This is a genomic window from Mycobacterium sp. 29Ha (genome assembly GCF_032883055.1).
GTDB lineage: Bacteria > Actinomycetota > Actinomycetes > Mycobacteriales > Mycobacteriaceae > Mycobacterium > Mycobacterium gallinarum.
In genome coordinates, this window is the sequence record NZ_JAMQTI010000009.1 from 21,049 (window position 1) to 36,014 (window position 14,966).

Consider the following 14,966-nt stretch of genomic DNA (forward strand, 5'->3'; position numbering starts at 1 on the left):
CATCACAGGCCGGTCCTGCATCCCGGAGGCCAGTTAGCGGCACCGTCAATTAATTGTTTGATGAGGGTTTGTACTGCGGACATTACGGATACCTAACGGTCATGAACGGCGTCGGGCTGCTTGGCGGACGCTACGAACTTCGCGACGTGCTGGGGTTCGGTGCTACCGCCGAAGTGTGTGACGGCTGGGACACTCGCTTGAGCCGCCCCGTGGCTATCAAGCTCCTTCGCCGGGGTCTGAGCTCGCAAGCCGACGTCCGGCAACGGTTCGAAATCGAGGCGCGCGCGGCGGCCGGTCTCAACCACCCAAACATTGTCCGGGTGTATGACATTGGCAACGACAACGAGACTCCGTTCATCGTGATGGAGCGACTGCCGGGCGACACCCTCGGCGACCAGATAGCGCTCGGACCGCTTTCTGAGGCGCAGACTTTTGCGGCGCTGCGCGACGTGCTCGCGGCTCTTGCCGTCGCGCACGATGCGGGAATGCTGCATCGTGACATCAAGCCCGGCAATTTGCTGGTCGCGCCATCGGGCACCGTCAAAGTTGCCGATTTCGGAATTGTGAAGACCGCCACATCTGTCCATACGACGACTGGTCATATCGTCGGCACGCTGGCCTACATGAGCCCAGACAGGGTTAGCGGCAAGCCTGCATCCGTTGATGACGATCTCTACGCCGTCGGTGTCGTTGGGTATGAGGCGCTGACGGGTCAAAAGCCGTTCTCGCAAGAGGACATAATGCCGCTGGCCCATGCGATCATCGAGGGCCGTCCACTCCCACTGAAGGATTTGCGTCCAGACATCGATCCAGTGCTTGCCGACGTGATCGAGCGTGCGATGTCACCAGATCCGCTCCGGCGATTCGGTAGCGCCGATGCTATGCGGACGGCGTTGGACGGAGATACGACGGCCCTCGTCAGTCCCGTTCCGGCAATTGCTCATGGGCGATCGCCGAGGGTATTCGGAGTTCGACGCAAGAGCTCGGCAGTGGTGAATGCGGTGCCGGCTGCCTCGGTCAAACGCTCACCGGAGCGGGTGCTCAAAGTTGCCGGGTCCGGTGTCCTACTAGGAGCGATGGCACTGGCGGTGCTTGCCTTAACGTCGAATCCGTTGTCGACGACACCCACGACCGCGCCCGAAACCTTCAGCGTCAGCACCCCAGTGCCTTCCCCTATTGGGGTGACAGAAGTTCCCCTGTCGACAGCGCCGACCGTTCCTCCCTCTCCTGTGCCCGTCGTGGTGCTTGTGGAGGCGGAACAGCCCTCGCCAACACGCGTGGTGGAGGTAGCGAGGCCACCCGAACTACGCCGCACGGGCAGCTTCAGCGGTCGCGGCTCAGGCGGCAGCGCCAGCGGGAATGGTTCCGGCAGTGTCAGCCGCGGCGACGAAAACGGCATCATCAATGGCGCCAGGGGTGCTGGCGATCGGAAGACCGGCAACGGAAACAACGGGAACGGAAACGGAAACAACGGGAACGCCAACGGAAATGGCGGGAAACGGTAAGCCGAAATAGCCGGGCTTTCAGGGTATTTTCAGCCGGGACGGGCTCGCCGCATGTACTCACTCTCCTGTGGACCTTCAGCATTCAGCTCCGCGCCCTCAACTGTTATCGCGGCCAACTCGACGCCTATGTTTTTCGTGTTTGAGCGATATACCCTGGGGTGCTTGGCAATTCGGGGACCATTCGTCCTGCGCGGTCGAGCCGGTAGAGCGCCGCGGCAGCCGCCAACCCGACCGCCGTCAACGCGAGCCAGATGAGTTCTTCATGGCCAGCGGTGCGCGCGGCTTGCATCAGCGCGCCGGTGGCCAGATTGCCTGCCAGAATGCCGATGCCCACGATCGTGTTGTAGAAGCCGTAGTGCGTACCGACCAATCGGTTACCGGCCAGTGAGACGACGACATCCATCTCGAAGGGAAACACTGCCGCGGAGCCGACAGCAAGTACTGCTGCCGCAACGACCAGGGCTATGACTGCGGCGAGCTCGCCGAACCGTGCTCCGTTGGGAATGAAGATCATCGGCGTGAATGCTGCGGCGAGGATCAGCATGCCGATCACCAGCGAGTGCCCGGACCCCCAACGCCTGGTGAACCATCGGGTGATGCGCAGCTGTCCGGCAACGGCCACAAGCCCCGACACGACGAAGACCATTGCCACGACAAGGGATTCATGCGCGGGTACGAGGATTTTGGCGTGTAACGGCAGCGCCAGGTACACCTGGAAGGACAGAATGTAGGAGCCGATCATCGCGGTGGCGAAAAGCAGGAAGGATCGGTTGGCGAGGACGGTCCGCCAGTCCTGCAGAACGGTGCTCTTCTCGGTCTGCGGCGTCCCACGATGCTGCGGTAGTGCGAACAGTTGGGCCACGGTCAGAATCGCGAAGACGGCCGCAGCCGATGCTGCGACGATGCGAAAGTCGAGGGCCAACAGCGCAAGCCCCACCAACGGCCCGGCCAGTATTCCCGCTTGATAGAAGATGTTGAATGTCGCGAACGCTTCGACGCGGCGTGGTCCTGAATCGGCGGCGAGGTAGGCGCGAACAGCTGGATTGAACAGAGCACCCGCGAAACCTGTTGCCGCAGAGGCGATCAGCACGGCAGGTAGCGAATCGGCGACCACTAGCAGGGCGAATCCGGCGGTGCGGAGTAAGCACCCGGCGACGATCAGCGGCTTGAAACCGAGACGGTCAGCGAGCGTGCCGCCGACGATGAACATGCCCTGCTGCGAGAAGTTCCGCACGCCAAGGACCAGTCCGATCGCCCACGCGGCAAGCCCCAGCGGACCGGCGAGGTAGCCGGCGAGATAGGGCATCAGCATGTAGAAACCGAGGTTGATGCCGAACTGATTGACCATCAACAACCGGCTTGGCCAGCCGAAGCTGCGAAACTGCGCGATGAAGCTCATCGCGACACCACCGTCGGATCTGTGATTGATGACGTATGTGTCCAGGACGTGACGACGTGATTGCGTGGATCGGTGATGAGTTCTGGACTTCGCGGCGGGCTGCTGGCAAGCAGTCCGTTGGCGCTGCAGTAATCATCGTTGTAGATGGTGTCGAAGTAGCGTTGCGGCCCATCGGGAAAGACCGCCGCAATGGTTGCGCTGGACGGATTGGTCCTAGCGACCCAACCGGCGACCAGAGCGACCGCGCCAACACTCCAGCCGCCTGTGGCGTAGTGGGTAGCGGCCAGCGTGCGGCATGCCCATACGGCCTGCTCGGGAGCGACCCAGTGAACTTCATCGAAGGCGGCGTAGTCCACATTGCGAGGGTAGATACTTGACCCCAACCCTCGCATCAATCGGGGCCGTGCCGGCTGACCGAAGATGGTTGAGCCGATGGTGTCAACGCCGATGAGCTGCAGTTCGGGATTGGTTTCGCGGAGCACCCGTGCTATCCCGGCCGAATGTCCTCCGGTGCCGACAGAGCAGACGAGGGTGTCGATGGTGCCCAGTTGCGCTGACAGCTCTTCGGCCAGACCCCGGTAGGCGTCGACATTGTCGGGATTGTTGTATTGGTCCGGATACCACGCGCCGGGGTCTGATTCGAGGATCTCCATCACTCGATTACGTCGCGCCTGCTGCCACCCACCTTCAGGATGCGGTTCGGTGACGACGTCGACGTCGGCGCCGTAGGCGGTCAGCATCCGCGAGATGATCGGCTCGAGCCCGGGATCGGTGACCAGAGTCACTGGGTGGCCATACACGGTGCCGGCCAGGGCCAGCCCCAGTCCCAATGTGCCGCTTGTTGATTCGACGATGCGGCTGCCGGACCGTAAGTCGCCGCGGGCGCGGCCTCGTTCGACCATGTGTAGGGCGGGACGGTCCTTCATCCCACCGGGGTTGAACCCTTCGAGTTTGGCCCAAAACCCGCGATTGTCGTCAGTGAACGGCGCCGCAATCCTCAAGACAGGTGTATTTCCGATCATCGTGCCGGGCTTGTCGAAGCGACGCAGGTGTTGATGATGGACGGCGTAGTGGTGTGGCGAGTGAACGGACAGAGCAGGGCTCATGAACGTGGGTCACTTTCGGTGATGCCACGACGTTCTTTGCCGCGGCGGCTGACATGGGTAGCGTTCACCGACCCGCGCCAAGGGGCGCGAATCTGGCGCTACCGAATCAGCGGCGCGCGATGCAGAGTCGAAGCAGCAGCTGCTGCCCGGCGACGGAACCACCCCGTCTTGGAGGGCCTCGAATAACAGCAGGTGCACCCGTCGCCCACCAGGAGAATGCCGCGCCGATAACGGCGACGAGGCCGATTGCGACCAGCAACGTAGCTGTACGTGGCAGGGGGGCTTCGGCGAAGGTGTCAGGTGTGATGGGGACGGAACCGTCCTGCACGTGCGGATGCTCGATCACGGTGGCAGAGTCGGTGAAGATACTGGAGGTCAGGACGTGGGGGCCATGATGTGCCGGATGCTCGTGCTCGGTGAGCTTCCATCCGGTGGCCGAGATCAGCACGACGAACGCGACCGAGACTGCGACGACGGCGTGCCATCGCGCATTCTGTCGGGCGTCGTTGTACCTCACAATGCAGCCGACTGTAGCAGCGGATTGAGCCCGATTTGCGGACCCGCCAGTTCGACGCCGTCTTGTGATCGGGCCGCAATGCGCGCGTGTTGGTGATTTGCCGCGCATCACGGCCGGTTCAGTGAGTATCCGAGTGTCATTGACTAGTAATGCGTTTGACGAAATTCTCACGTGGGAGCTTCGGCATACATGCTGGTTATCTACGGTTCTACTCCGTAGATTTTCGATTGCTTACTGAACCGACGCCCAGTACCCATGCTGTTGCTTCAGACACCGCCGCGCCTTGATCCTGGCGACTGTCGGCCTGTGATGGGAATCACAGGTGAGGGCGCTCCGAAGCGCGCAGCAGATGTCTGGCCAACATTCCCGCCGCTACTCAGTGATGACACAGCAGTTCGATGAGGGCAGGCGCGCTGAGCATCAGCGACATGCTCAGCGCGAGTATCAGTCTCTGGCTCCACTTGGCACGCCCGCGCGCAGGCTGAGCAAGCCGCATCGCTCGCGCTGCTACCGCGGTGTTCGCCGCTGCCAGTCCTTCGGCCGGGATTGTGTGGTGCGGTTCAGCCATGGCAAGTAACCCGCCCAGAATCGGGTCGGCGCCGTGTCGCCGAGCAGCGGCATCGTCGGCACACATCTCCAGCAATTCAGCAACCGTGAGAGCACTCTGCTGCATCAAGGGCAGTCGTGGGAGGGCCGCCGCCATCGCACGCAGCACCATCAGTAGCTGGTGGTGCCGACCAGCGATATGTGCCTGCTCATGCGCCAAGACAGCGGAAAGCTCGGAGCTGGCCAAAGATGACCAAGCCGCACTGGTTACCACAATTGCGGGAGGGCGCCCGGAAACGCAGTAGGCCGCCGATCTCTGGGCATCGACGACCACAACGCCGGGGCGCGCGGTCCGCCGGCCCACCAGCAGCACTTCGTTCGCGTGGTCGCGGCTTCGCGACCTCAGCTGTGTGACCGACCGACTCGTTCTCAACAGGAAAACGATCAACGCACTGATGCCTACGATCGTCAACGCGATCGATCCACTCAGGCCGGGGAGCCCCCCATGCTCGGAAAGACCGAACAACTCGAGGCACAAGGTGACCGCCGACGTGCCCAACACCCCGTCGATAGCTGCCAGACCGATGAGCACTACGGCGATGACCCATGCGATGAGCGTCGCTGCGATCGCCGTCAACCACGCCGCCACTCCCATCTGAGGGCTGACGCCGGACTTGGTGAGCCGTCGCAGAAGTGTCGGAGAAAGCCAGGCCAGCGCGGCGCCGTAGAGCAGTAGCCATAAGCCGGTGGTCATCGGCGCCGCCGGTTACCACCACGACGCAACGCTGAACGCAATTGCGCGGATTCTTCAGCGCTCATTTGCTCGACGAAGAAGGCCAACACGGCATTGGTGTCGCCGCCCGTCTCGAATGCAGCGCGCATCAGTCGAGCGGAACGCTCTTCGCGACTCATCACAGGGCGATACATGTACGCCTTGCCGCTGCGTTCACGGCTCAGCCACTCCTTGCGATAGAGGTTGTCCATCGTCGACATCACGGTGGTGTAGGCGATCTGGCGGTCGGCGGAGAGTTCGTCAAAGATCTGACGCACCGTCACGGGATCGTCGTAGTCCCAAACGAGGTCCATGATGACGGCCTCCAGGTCACCGAAAGCTCGCTGCTGCATGTCGTACTCCGCATCGACACGGTCCGACGTCCACCGCGTCACTCGACTGATCCTTCGACACAATGTAGCTGTCGTCGGGGTCAAGCGGTTGTGACACGCACGCGCGACACAGCTATGTCGACTAGGGCCGGGAGACGGCGACCGCTTTGAGTGCGCGATCCATGCGGCGCTCGATCGCGACCCGCCGCATCTCATCGACACCCATCTACGGTCTTACCCCGTAGACTGTGCCCTCGGTGAGGAAGAGCCTCCGCCACGAACTGCCATCACATACGGGAGAGATGGTGTGGACGTAAGCGACCGTACGTTGCGCAGGGACAATTCCGAACTGAGGCAGGCACATTCGATGTCGATTCGATGACTGCTATTCACAAACGGAGGTGGTCTGTGTTGAAGACTCTTGTGCGTATCGTCGGAATTTTCCTACTCAGCGGCGCGGCGGCACTGCTTGCAATCCCTTCAGCGGCGGCCCACGTGAATGCCTACTTTGACGGAGGGGGACCGGGGGAGACGGGTCTCATTACGCTGCGAGTGCCCGCGGAGTCAGATAACCCCCCCACCGTCAAAGTGGAAGTTCGGATACCTGACGACGTTCAGATCCGGACTGTGAGGCCGCAACCAGTAGCGGGCTGGAACATCGATATCAAGAAGAAGAAGACGGATCCGCCGATCTACAGAGACGACGGCACGAGAGTCGATGAGGTGGTCAGTTCGGTGACGTGGACCGCGACCGGTCCGGGGATCATGCCAGGCCAATTCGACGATTTCGTCCTCGAGGCCAACCCTCTCCCAGACGTACAGTCGCTCTCTTTGCCGACCTATCAGACTTTCGCCGATGGCAAAACGGACGCTTGGACTGAACCGGCGCCCGAAGGCAGTGACCCGGAGTTCCCGGTGCCGACAGTGACTATCGGCGCGAGTTCGAACACTGCAACAAGCGGCGGGAGCGGTATGACCTCAGTGATTGCCTGGACCGCTCTGGGGTTTGCGGTAATCGCCGTCGCGCTGGGCATCTTCTCGATAGACCGGGCCCGGCGATCCGCTCATCCCGCCGTACCTGGTGCGGAGGCGACTCCCGAGCGCTCCACGGCGACGGAGTAGTTGCGGTTGTGCGCCAGCATGAACGCACCGCGCACTCCAGGACAACTATCGGGTGGACGGAATTGATATGAGTAGAAGCTGCATTTGGCTAAGAGCGAGCGCAATTGGCGCGGCTGTCGCCGTCATCGCGGCGTGTGGTTCGGAAGCCTCGCCGCCGAACTCATCCTCTGCTGCGCAGTCGCCTTCCGCGCAAACCTCTGCGGCGACACCTTCTACGAGCGCTGAGGCCGGGACGGTCATCGACGTCACCGTCGATAAGGGCGTGGTGACACCCACAAATTCAACGGTGCAGGCGGTCGCGGGCGAGCCGATCGTGCTTCAGGTGACCAGCGACGCGGTGGACAGCCTGCACGTGCACTCCGTGCCCGAACATGTCTTTGACGTGGCCGCCGCCGCAGACCAGCGCTTTGAATTCACCGTCGACATTCCCGGTCGCGTCGCCGTGGAGCTGCACGACTTGCACGTCACGGTCGTCACCATCGAAGTCCGGCCTTGACGCCGGAAGCGGTGACGGTCCTCGCGCACGGGGTAGGCGGATCGACCGATCTCCCAGTGCCGTTGTCGTACGCGCTGATTGGGGCGGCTTGGGCCTTGGCTGCGACATTCGCCGTTGTCGCTGTCGCCTGGAGGACGCCGCGATTCGACCCAGCGAAGCCAGGACGCGAATTACCCGCGTGGGTGACTGCTGCCGTCGACTCTCCGGTCGTACGATGGATCGTCGCGGCGGCCGCCGCGATCTTTTCCATTTGGGTGGCCGTCGCCGCAATCTGGGGACCCCAAGACAATGACAACGCGCTACCGGGTGTGTTCTATGTGCTGCTGTGGGTCGGGATCGTCGCCATTTCGGTTGTCGTGGGCCCGATTTGGCGAGTGATCTCGCCGGTGCGCACGGTATGGCGACTGGTGCAGGTCGGACGCCGCGACGCCGCGGCCTCTCAGGGCCGTCTGCAGTACCGGCCGGGCTGGGGATACTGGCCGGCGGTGGTGGGGCTGTTTGCCTTCGTGTGGCTGGAATTAGCGAGCTCCGATCCTGGCTCGCTCACGGCGATCAAGATCTGGATCCTCATCTATCTGGTCGCAATGTTCGTTGGCGCAGCACTATTCGGAACGACATGGTTCGCCCGAGCCGACCCCTTCGAGGTGTACAGCGTGACAGTCTCGCGGCTGGCGCCATTTAGAAGAAATCGCGCCACAGGGCGCATTGTCCTCGGCAATCCGCTCGATCATCTGCCCACCATGCCGGTGCGCCCCGGCACCGTAGCAGTGATGGCGGTGCTCCTCGGATCCACCGCGTTCGACAGCTTCTCCCAGTCCACTACCTACAGTAACTTCGTCAATCGCAACGCCGCCGCCATTCCTCTGGTCGGCGATTTCGCGGGCGGCACGGTGTTGCGAACCCTCACACTGTTGCTTTTCGTGGTTGCAGTCGGCGTGACATTCTCCGCTGCGGCCCGCGCGGCCGCCGGTGTAAGTCGCGAACGACGCCGCGAGTTACCTGGACTACTCGCCCACAGCCTCATTCCCATAGTCGTGGGATACATTTTCGCGCATTACCTTTCCTACCTCGTCGAGCGAGGCCAGGAGACCATGGTGCGGCTCGCCGACCCGCTCGGCCGGGGCTGGCATCTCCTCGGCCTGGACTCCGGCGACGTGCAGTACTTCCTATCTCTGAACCCGACGTTGCTGTGGACCATCAAGGTCGCCTCCGTGGTCATCGGACACATGTTGGCTGTGATCGCCGCGCACGACAAGGCACTGCGGGTGCTGCCGGTAGGTCATCAACTGACGGGCCAGCTCGCGATGATGCTGACCATGGTCGGTTATACCTTCGCCGGCCTGTACCTACTGTTCGGCGCCTGACCGCAGACCCGCGGGCATCGGGGCGATGAGTGCAGGTGACAGTGTTATCCGGTTAGAGGGGACGACGGTCGGCCCGGCAAAGCTAGGGTCTTAACAGAGGGGATGACCGCGCCGACCGCCTCGCAGGAACATCAGCGACATCCCCTCGCCAGATGAAGCCCACTGCTGATCGAGTGCCCGGATCGTTTCGACCCAAACTCGTGTCGTTGACCAGCGCAGTGTTATTCATCACCAACACCGCTGAGCTGGCAAAACAAGTTTCAGAGGACACAAGTTGCAAGCTGTGTGGTTTGGACCGGTGCACTTCCGTCAATTACTGGCTGGCGAGTTGAGGTTAGCCGGAGCAAACACCGGCACCCCCTGACTTTCATGACTGGAGCACCCCGGTCCGCATCTATTCAGCGACCGGTCGTGATTCGGCCGGTCAAACCATTGGGAGAAATACATGAACAAGACACTCGTTGTCGGAGCCACCACCCTTACCCTGCTGTTCGGCGGTACGGGCGTTGCAACCGCATCCACCTTCGAAGCACCGTCTAGCACCACCACGACCCTGGCGCAGTCGCAAGAGGCGCCCGAAGATGACGGCGGCGACAACGGCCTGTGGGGCCTTGCCGGTCTGCTCGGTCTCGTCGGTCTCGTGGGCCTGAAGCGGCGCAAGGACGCCGACTACCCGGCGACCCGCGCGGGCGGCACCATCACCAACAACCCGCGCGCGTAAGACATTCAGGGCTGAACGCGACCCCCGTCAGTGTTTCTGGCGGGGGTCGCGTTCTTGCGTGTCGGGGCTGCCACACCAAGGACAGGTGACAGCGGTATACCTCTCGACAGTGTTGACCCTGTCGCACTGGCGTCGCACGGCATAGGCTCGAGTTGCGAACTTCGCGGATCAAGGTGAGCCATGTCGGAACCAGTGATCGATCGTGCAGCGCTCGCGGCAGACTTTGAACGAGCGCGCGCCGATTTTCAGCTCCTCTTGTCCAGCGCGAACGACCTCGACTGGAAGAAGCCAACGTCGGGCACTCGTTGGACCAACGAGCAACTGCTCTTCCACATGGTGTTCGGATACATGGTCGTGCGACGGCTACTGATTCTCGTGCGCGCGTTCGGCCGACTACCGGACGGCGCCAGCCGCAGCTTCGCCCGGCTTCTCGACGCGGCGACGCGGCCGTTCCACGCGATCAATTATTACGGGTCCTGCGCTGCAGCTCTGGTTTTCAATCGCCGGCGCATGGGCAAGAAGATGGACCGCGTCATCGAGAAGCTCGAGGGGTCCCTCGCCCGGGAGAGCGTCGATGCCTTTCGCCGTGGGATGCATTACCCGCGCGGGTGGGATCCGTACTTTCGCGATTACATGACGCTCGCGGACGTCTACGCCTATCCCGGCCGGCACTACGACCACCACCGCCGACAGTTGACGCTGAACGCGGTCGATGAGTCGCGACAGCCCCCTCCGCAAGGCTGACCCACCCGGGTGCATGACGTCCGCCCCCAGCCACTGTCGTCGTCAGTCGGCACGCCAAACCCTTGCTGTGTGAGGGCATCTCGATGGGTGGTTGTCGTTCTTTATCGAATCTTCACAGAACGTCTAGTGGCGCCATACGGGCGACGCGAATGCTCGAAGACACGTCGGGATGGGCCGTGCGTCGACCAGGGGCGCTGCAGTCGCGTCGACGTGAAACCGAGGAAGGGACTCATTGTGATGAAGAGGAAGACGCTGGCCGTCGGTGCGGCCACGCTGGCGGCGCTGGTCACCGTTGGTGCGTGTAGCAGTACCGGCACTACGCAGGGAGCTGATTCGTCGTCGGTGTCTGCGCCGTCGGCGTCGGCCACCGAAGCCCATAATCACGCTGATGTGATGTTCGCTCAGCACATGATCCCTCATCATCAGCAGGCAATCGAGATGAGCGACATTGTGTTGGATAAGCAAGGAATCGACCCGCGAGTTCTAGACCTGGCCGAGCAGATCAAGGCCGCTCAGGCTCCCGAGATTCAACAGATGCAGTCCTGGCTCACTCAGTGGGGCGTGCCCGCGATGCCGATGATGCCCGGGATGGATATGCCCGGTCACAGCGGGATGCCCGGTCACAGCGGGATGCCCGGCCACGGTGGGATGCCCGGCATGCCAGGAATGGACGGCATGCCGGGGATGGCCGGCATGATGTCGGAGGCGGACATGGCCGCACTGCGGAACGCTCAGGGAGTGGCCGCCACCAAGCTGTTCCTGACTCAGATGATCGAGCATCACGAGGGTGCGATTACCATGGCGCAGAACGAGATCAAGGATGGTCAGTACCCCGACACGATTGCCTTGGCACAGTCGATCGTCACCAGCCAGCAGCAGGAGATCGACACGATGAACAAGATCTTGGCCTCGTTATAGAAGCCGGGTCAGGCGCGAATGCCGCGGCGGTGCTCACCGCGCCTCTGGGTGCTGATCGGGGTGGACTGCATTGCGTGCGGCCACGGGGCGTCAGCGGGTAAGGGGCAACTCGATTGTGAAGGTACTGCCCAGCCCGGGTCCGCGGCTGGCTGCCGTGATGCGGCCGCCGTGGGCTTCGGTGAGGGCCTTGGCGATTGCCAACCCGATCCCAGCGCCGCCGTGGCCTCGGTCGCGAGCGGAATCGGCGCGGTAGAAACGTTCGAACACGTGCGGGAGGTGCTCGGCAGCGATGCCATCACCGTCGTCGTTCACCGTGATGATCAGTTTGCCGGGCTGCGCCGCCGCGTTGAGCTCGACGTGACCTCGCGGAGCGGTGTGACGCAGAGCGTTGTCGAGAAGGTTTCCCACCACCTGTGCCAGGCGCAAAGGGTCCGCCCACACCTTGGGCAGCGGGTCAACGGCATCGAATGACAACTCGACGTCCTTGTCCGCATATCGATCAGTTGCCGCAGCCACGGAGGTGGCGATCGCGGCACGGGGGTCGATCCACCGTGGCGCGACCGCACCGGGCCCTTCCTCGGCTTGAGCGAGCGCGGCCAAGTCATCGGAGAAGCGCACCAGCCGGCCCGCTTGATCGTTGAGCACTGCAACCGTCTCGGGGTCAAGGGTTTTCACTCCGTCCTCGACGGCCTCGATGTAGGCCCTGAGCACCGAGACCGGTGTCCTGATCTCATGGGCGAGGTCACCGAAGAGCTGGCGCCGAGTGGCCTCGACCGTTTCGAGCCGCTCAGACATCCGATTGAACGCGCCGGACAGATTCGCGAAATCTTCCCCTAGGCGCAGTGGCGACACGCGGATGTCATAGCGGCCGTCAGCGACCGCAGTGGCGGCGGAAGCGACCTCGGCGATTGAGCGCTGCAGGCGGCGGCTGAAGTACCAGGTGACGAGAAGAGCGGTCAATGCGGCCACCCCGATAGCGACCGCGATGGAGATGGCTGTGGCGTACCGGTAGGCCTGCTCGGCATGGAACTGTTCGTTGGATGAATGGGGAAGCCCCGCCTGCTGCAAGTGGTCCCGGAACAGCGGCGGGCCGACGATGACAGCGACAATCCATGTGGTGGCGCCGCCGGCGAGGAGCACCAAGGCTTGCGCCAGCAGCAGCCGGGCCCCGACTCCAGGACTGCGCCGTGACCCGGGTTGAATGCTCATTGCTGTCCTCACTGGCCGCTTCCCATTCGGTAGCCGACACCGCGGACCGTGATCACGTAGCGGGGATCGGCGGGGTCATCCGACAACTTTCGACGCAGATGTCCGATGTGAACGTCGACTAGATGTTCATTGCCACCCCAGTAGTCCCCCCAGACGGCCTCGAGGAGCTGGCGACGGGTAAAGACCACTGCCGGACGCGACGATAATGCGGCCAGGACGTCAAACTCGGTGCGGGTCAACAGGACTGGCTCACCATCGACAAACACTCGGCGGCCCGCGACGTCGATGGACAATGGCCCGAACGCCCGCGGTGGGGGTTCGGCGACGGTGGCCGCGGCATCCATCGGCGTTGCGACGGTGCGAGGCCGGCGCAGCATGGCCCGGATCCTCGCAACCAATTCCCGGGGACTGAACGGTTTGGTGACATAGTCGTCGGCACCGACCGACAGGCCCACGACGGTGTCCAGTTCGGTATCGCGTGCGGTGAGCATCACGACATAGGCATCGGAGAACGAGCGCAGTTGTCGGCACACCTCCAAGCCGTCGATGCCCGGCAGTGCGAGGTCCAAAACGACGACGTCCGGATCGATCTCACGAGCTTGCGTCAGGGCATCAGCCCCGCTGTGGGCAAGGCTGACATCGAAATGCTCGCGTCTGAGGTAGCTCGCGACGACTTCGGCCAGCGCCACCTCGTCGTCGACCACCAACGCTCGATAACCCGCAGGGTGGGTAGCCGCAGGCTTGTCCATGCCTTCATCGTGCCGCCCCGAAGGAATTCGGGAACCCACGACCCAGGTCTTGAGCGAATCTTCACAGAATGATCGTCGGTTCTGTACCCGACCGCACGCATGTGCCACAAAAAAGGATTAGGCCTGGACCGCGCCGTATGGCTTCCAACCCGCTACTTTCCAGCCGCAGTGGTGCGATTGGCCGAGCCCGCGGCCTTTCTGGACATGGACACCCGCACCAAATGCGGCCTTTATAGGCTCCTAACGCGAGTGTGACGAGGCCACGAGAGAAAGTAGGGTCGCGATCATGCGATTAGCGCTCAGCGACGAGGATGCGAAGTTCCGGGACGAATTGCGGGATTTCTTCACCACCCAGGTTCCGGCCGAGATCCTCGAGCGGGCTCGCAACGACGAGTTGCGCTTCCCCGAGGACATGGTCGCCACCCAGCAGATCCTCAACGCCGCCGGTTTGGCGGTGCCGAACTGGCCCGTCGAGTGGGGCGGCAAAGACTGGACTCCACTGCAGCGCCAGATCTGGTCTGACGAGTTGCGGATGGCCCACGTCCCCGAACCACTGGCCTTCAACGCCAGCATGATCGGCCCGGTCATCGCACAGTTCGGTTCCCAGGAGATGAAGCAGCGGTTTCTGCCCCCGACGGCAAACCTGGACATCTGGTGGGCACAAGGCTTCTCCGAGCCAGAGGCCGGCTCGGACTTGGCGAGCCTGCGCACTACGGCGGTGCGCGACGGCGACCACTACGTGATCAACGGCCAGAAGACCTGGACCACGCTCGGCCAGTTCGCAGACTGGATCTTCGTGTTGGCGCGTACCGATCCCGACGCGCCGAGAAAACAAGCCGGCATATCGATCCTGCTTGCCGAGATGAGTACCCCCGGCATCACCTTGCGGCCGATCAAGCTGATCGACGGCAGCTACGAGGTCAACGAGGTCTGGTTCGAAGACGTTCGGGTGCCTGCCGATCAGCTCGTCGGTGAAGAGAACGCGGGCTGGGGCTACGCGAAATTCCTGCTGTCCAATGAGCGCACCGGCATCGCCCGGATCGGCACCACCAAAGTTTGGCTCGACGACGTCAAGCGATACGCGGCCACCACAACCATCGGCGACGGTGACACCACGTTGTTGCAGGATCCGATCTTTGCGTCCCGGATCGCCGAGGCCGAATGTGAGCTGCTGGCACTGGAACTCACACAGTTGCGCGTCAGCGGCGATGAGGGAACGGGCAAGCCGAACCCGGCCTCATCGATCCTGAAGCTGCGCGGTAGCCAGTTGCAGCAGACGGTCACTGATTTGCTGGTGGAGGTCGCCGGCCCCAACGCGCTGCCATTCGGCGCGGCCGATGCCGCATCGCCCGCGTGGGCGCAGCACGCCGCGCCGAAGTACCTGAACTATCGCAAGACCTCGATATACGGCGGCAGCAACGAGGTGCAGCGAACCATCATTGCCTCGACCATCCTTGGACTGTGAA

At 62.9% G+C, this 14,966-nt stretch carries 15 protein-coding genes; 8 read left to right on the top strand and 7 right to left on the bottom strand.

Features of this window, described 5'->3' with window-relative positions; translation table 11 throughout:
- Positions 1-101 precede the first annotated feature (101 nt).
- Positions 102-1,505 carry a serine/threonine-protein kinase gene (locus M1248_RS13415; protein WP_317148680.1) on the top strand — a complete coding sequence of 468 codons (1,404 nt, stop codon included), beginning with the start codon at positions 102-104 and terminating at the stop codon, positions 1,503-1,505.
- Positions 1,506-1,629: 124 nt separating this feature from the next.
- On the opposite strand, the gene M1248_RS13420 is transcribed toward M1248_RS13415, so the two are convergent.
- From M1248_RS13420 to M1248_RS13440, 5 genes are all read right to left on the bottom strand, one after another.
- Positions 1,630-2,904, bottom strand: coding sequence for an MFS transporter (locus M1248_RS13420; protein WP_163728812.1), 1,275 nt, complete (start codon positions 2,902-2,904; stop codon positions 1,630-1,632).
- The gene (locus M1248_RS13425; protein ID WP_317148681.1) at positions 2,901-4,010 is read right to left on the bottom strand and encodes a PLP-dependent cysteine synthase family protein; all 1,110 of its coding nucleotides are present in this window, start codon (positions 4,008-4,010) and stop codon (positions 2,901-2,903) included. The genes M1248_RS13420 and M1248_RS13425 overlap by 4 nt, the downstream gene beginning before the upstream one ends.
- Before the next feature lie 106 nt (positions 4,011-4,116).
- A complete protein-coding gene (locus M1248_RS13430; protein ID WP_317148682.1) occupies positions 4,117-4,527 on the bottom strand; it encodes a hypothetical protein in 411 nt (136 codons plus the stop codon).
- Between the two features lie 376 nt (positions 4,528-4,903).
- The gene (locus M1248_RS13435; protein ID WP_317148683.1) at positions 4,904-5,827 is read right to left on the bottom strand and encodes a M56 family metallopeptidase; all 924 of its coding nucleotides are present in this window, start codon (positions 5,825-5,827) and stop codon (positions 4,904-4,906) included.
- Complete coding sequence (locus tag M1248_RS13440; protein ID WP_163737219.1) at positions 5,824-6,198, bottom strand: BlaI/MecI/CopY family transcriptional regulator; 375 nt, start codon at positions 6,196-6,198, stop codon at positions 5,824-5,826. Before M1248_RS13440 ends, M1248_RS13435 begins: the two co-directional genes overlap by 4 nt.
- Positions 6,199-6,588: 390 nt before the next feature.
- Here M1248_RS13440 and M1248_RS13445 point away from each other — a divergent pair, with 390 nt between their 5' ends.
- The 6 genes from M1248_RS13445 to M1248_RS13470 all read left to right on the top strand — a co-directional run bounded on the left by M1248_RS13445 (position 6,589) and on the right by M1248_RS13470 (position 11,542).
- On the top strand, positions 6,589-7,299 hold the full coding sequence (locus M1248_RS13445) for a YcnI family protein (RefSeq protein WP_317148684.1): 711 nt from the start codon (positions 6,589-6,591) through the stop codon (positions 7,297-7,299).
- A 286-nt stretch (positions 7,300-7,585) separates the two neighbouring features.
- Entirely contained in the window at positions 7,586-7,795 is a 210-nt protein-coding gene (locus tag M1248_RS13450; RefSeq protein ID WP_317148685.1) for a hypothetical protein, read from the top strand.
- Positions 7,792-9,159 carry a hypothetical protein gene (locus M1248_RS13455; protein ID WP_317148686.1) on the top strand — a complete coding sequence of 456 codons (1,368 nt, stop codon included), beginning with the start codon at positions 7,792-7,794 and terminating at the stop codon, positions 9,157-9,159. Before M1248_RS13450 ends, M1248_RS13455 begins: the two co-directional genes overlap by 4 nt.
- A gap of 445 nt (positions 9,160-9,604) precedes the next feature.
- A complete protein-coding gene (locus tag M1248_RS13460; protein WP_083127154.1) occupies positions 9,605-9,880 on the top strand; it encodes a WGxxGxxG family protein in 276 nt (91 codons plus the stop codon).
- Between the two features lie 180 nt (positions 9,881-10,060).
- A complete protein-coding gene (locus M1248_RS13465) occupies positions 10,061-10,624 on the top strand; it encodes a DinB family protein (RefSeq protein ID WP_317148687.1) in 564 nt (187 codons plus the stop codon).
- A gap of 237 nt (positions 10,625-10,861) precedes the next feature.
- Complete coding sequence (locus M1248_RS13470) at positions 10,862-11,542, top strand: DUF305 domain-containing protein (RefSeq protein ID WP_317148688.1); 681 nt, start codon at positions 10,862-10,864, stop codon at positions 11,540-11,542.
- Positions 11,543-11,632: 90 nt separating this feature from the next.
- On the opposite strand, the gene M1248_RS13475 is transcribed toward M1248_RS13470, so the two are convergent.
- Together M1248_RS13475 and M1248_RS13480 are read right to left on the bottom strand one after the other, a co-directional pair.
- A complete protein-coding gene (locus tag M1248_RS13475; RefSeq protein ID WP_317148689.1) occupies positions 11,633-12,751 on the bottom strand; it encodes a sensor histidine kinase in 1,119 nt (372 codons plus the stop codon).
- A gap of 8 nt (positions 12,752-12,759) precedes the next feature.
- Complete coding sequence (locus M1248_RS13480) at positions 12,760-13,500, bottom strand: response regulator transcription factor (protein WP_317148690.1); 741 nt, start codon at positions 13,498-13,500, stop codon at positions 12,760-12,762.
- Positions 13,501-13,786: 286 nt separating this feature from the next.
- Here M1248_RS13480 and M1248_RS13485 point away from each other — a divergent pair, with 286 nt between their 5' ends.
- On the top strand, positions 13,787-14,965 hold the full coding sequence (locus M1248_RS13485) for an acyl-CoA dehydrogenase family protein (RefSeq protein WP_317148691.1): 1,179 nt from the start codon (positions 13,787-13,789) through the stop codon (positions 14,963-14,965).
- The last annotated feature ends 1 nt before the right edge of the window (position 14,966 follow it).

Bases quoted from the DNA above. Each gene is read 5' to 3' on its own strand.
- M1248_RS13415 (WP_317148680.1), top strand. From the start codon at position 102: ATGAACGGCGTCGGGCTGCTTGGCGGACGCTACGAACTTCGCGACGTG.
- M1248_RS13420 (WP_163728812.1), bottom strand. From the start codon at position 2,904: ATGAGCTTCATCGCGCAGTTTCGCAGCTTCGGCTGGCCAAGCCGGTTG.
- M1248_RS13425 (WP_317148681.1), bottom strand. From the start codon at position 4,010: ATGAGCCCTGCTCTGTCCGTTCACTCGCCACACCACTACGCCGTCCAT.
- M1248_RS13435 (WP_317148683.1), bottom strand. From the start codon at position 5,827: ATGACCACCGGCTTATGGCTACTGCTCTACGGCGCCGCGCTGGCCTGG.
- M1248_RS13440 (WP_163737219.1), bottom strand. From the start codon at position 6,198: ATGCAGCAGCGAGCTTTCGGTGACCTGGAGGCCGTCATCATGGACCTC.
- M1248_RS13460 (WP_083127154.1), top strand. From the start codon at position 9,605: ATGAACAAGACACTCGTTGTCGGAGCCACCACCCTTACCCTGCTGTTC.
- M1248_RS13465 (WP_317148687.1), top strand. From the start codon at position 10,061: ATGTCGGAACCAGTGATCGATCGTGCAGCGCTCGCGGCAGACTTTGAA.
- M1248_RS13470 (WP_317148688.1), top strand. From the start codon at position 10,862: ATGAAGAGGAAGACGCTGGCCGTCGGTGCGGCCACGCTGGCGGCGCTG.
- M1248_RS13475 (WP_317148689.1), bottom strand. From the start codon at position 12,751: ATGAGCATTCAACCCGGGTCACGGCGCAGTCCTGGAGTCGGGGCCCGG.
- M1248_RS13480 (WP_317148690.1), bottom strand. From the start codon at position 13,500: ATGGACAAGCCTGCGGCTACCCACCCTGCGGGTTATCGAGCGTTGGTG.
- M1248_RS13485 (WP_317148691.1), top strand. From the start codon at position 13,787: ATGCGATTAGCGCTCAGCGACGAGGATGCGAAGTTCCGGGACGAATTG.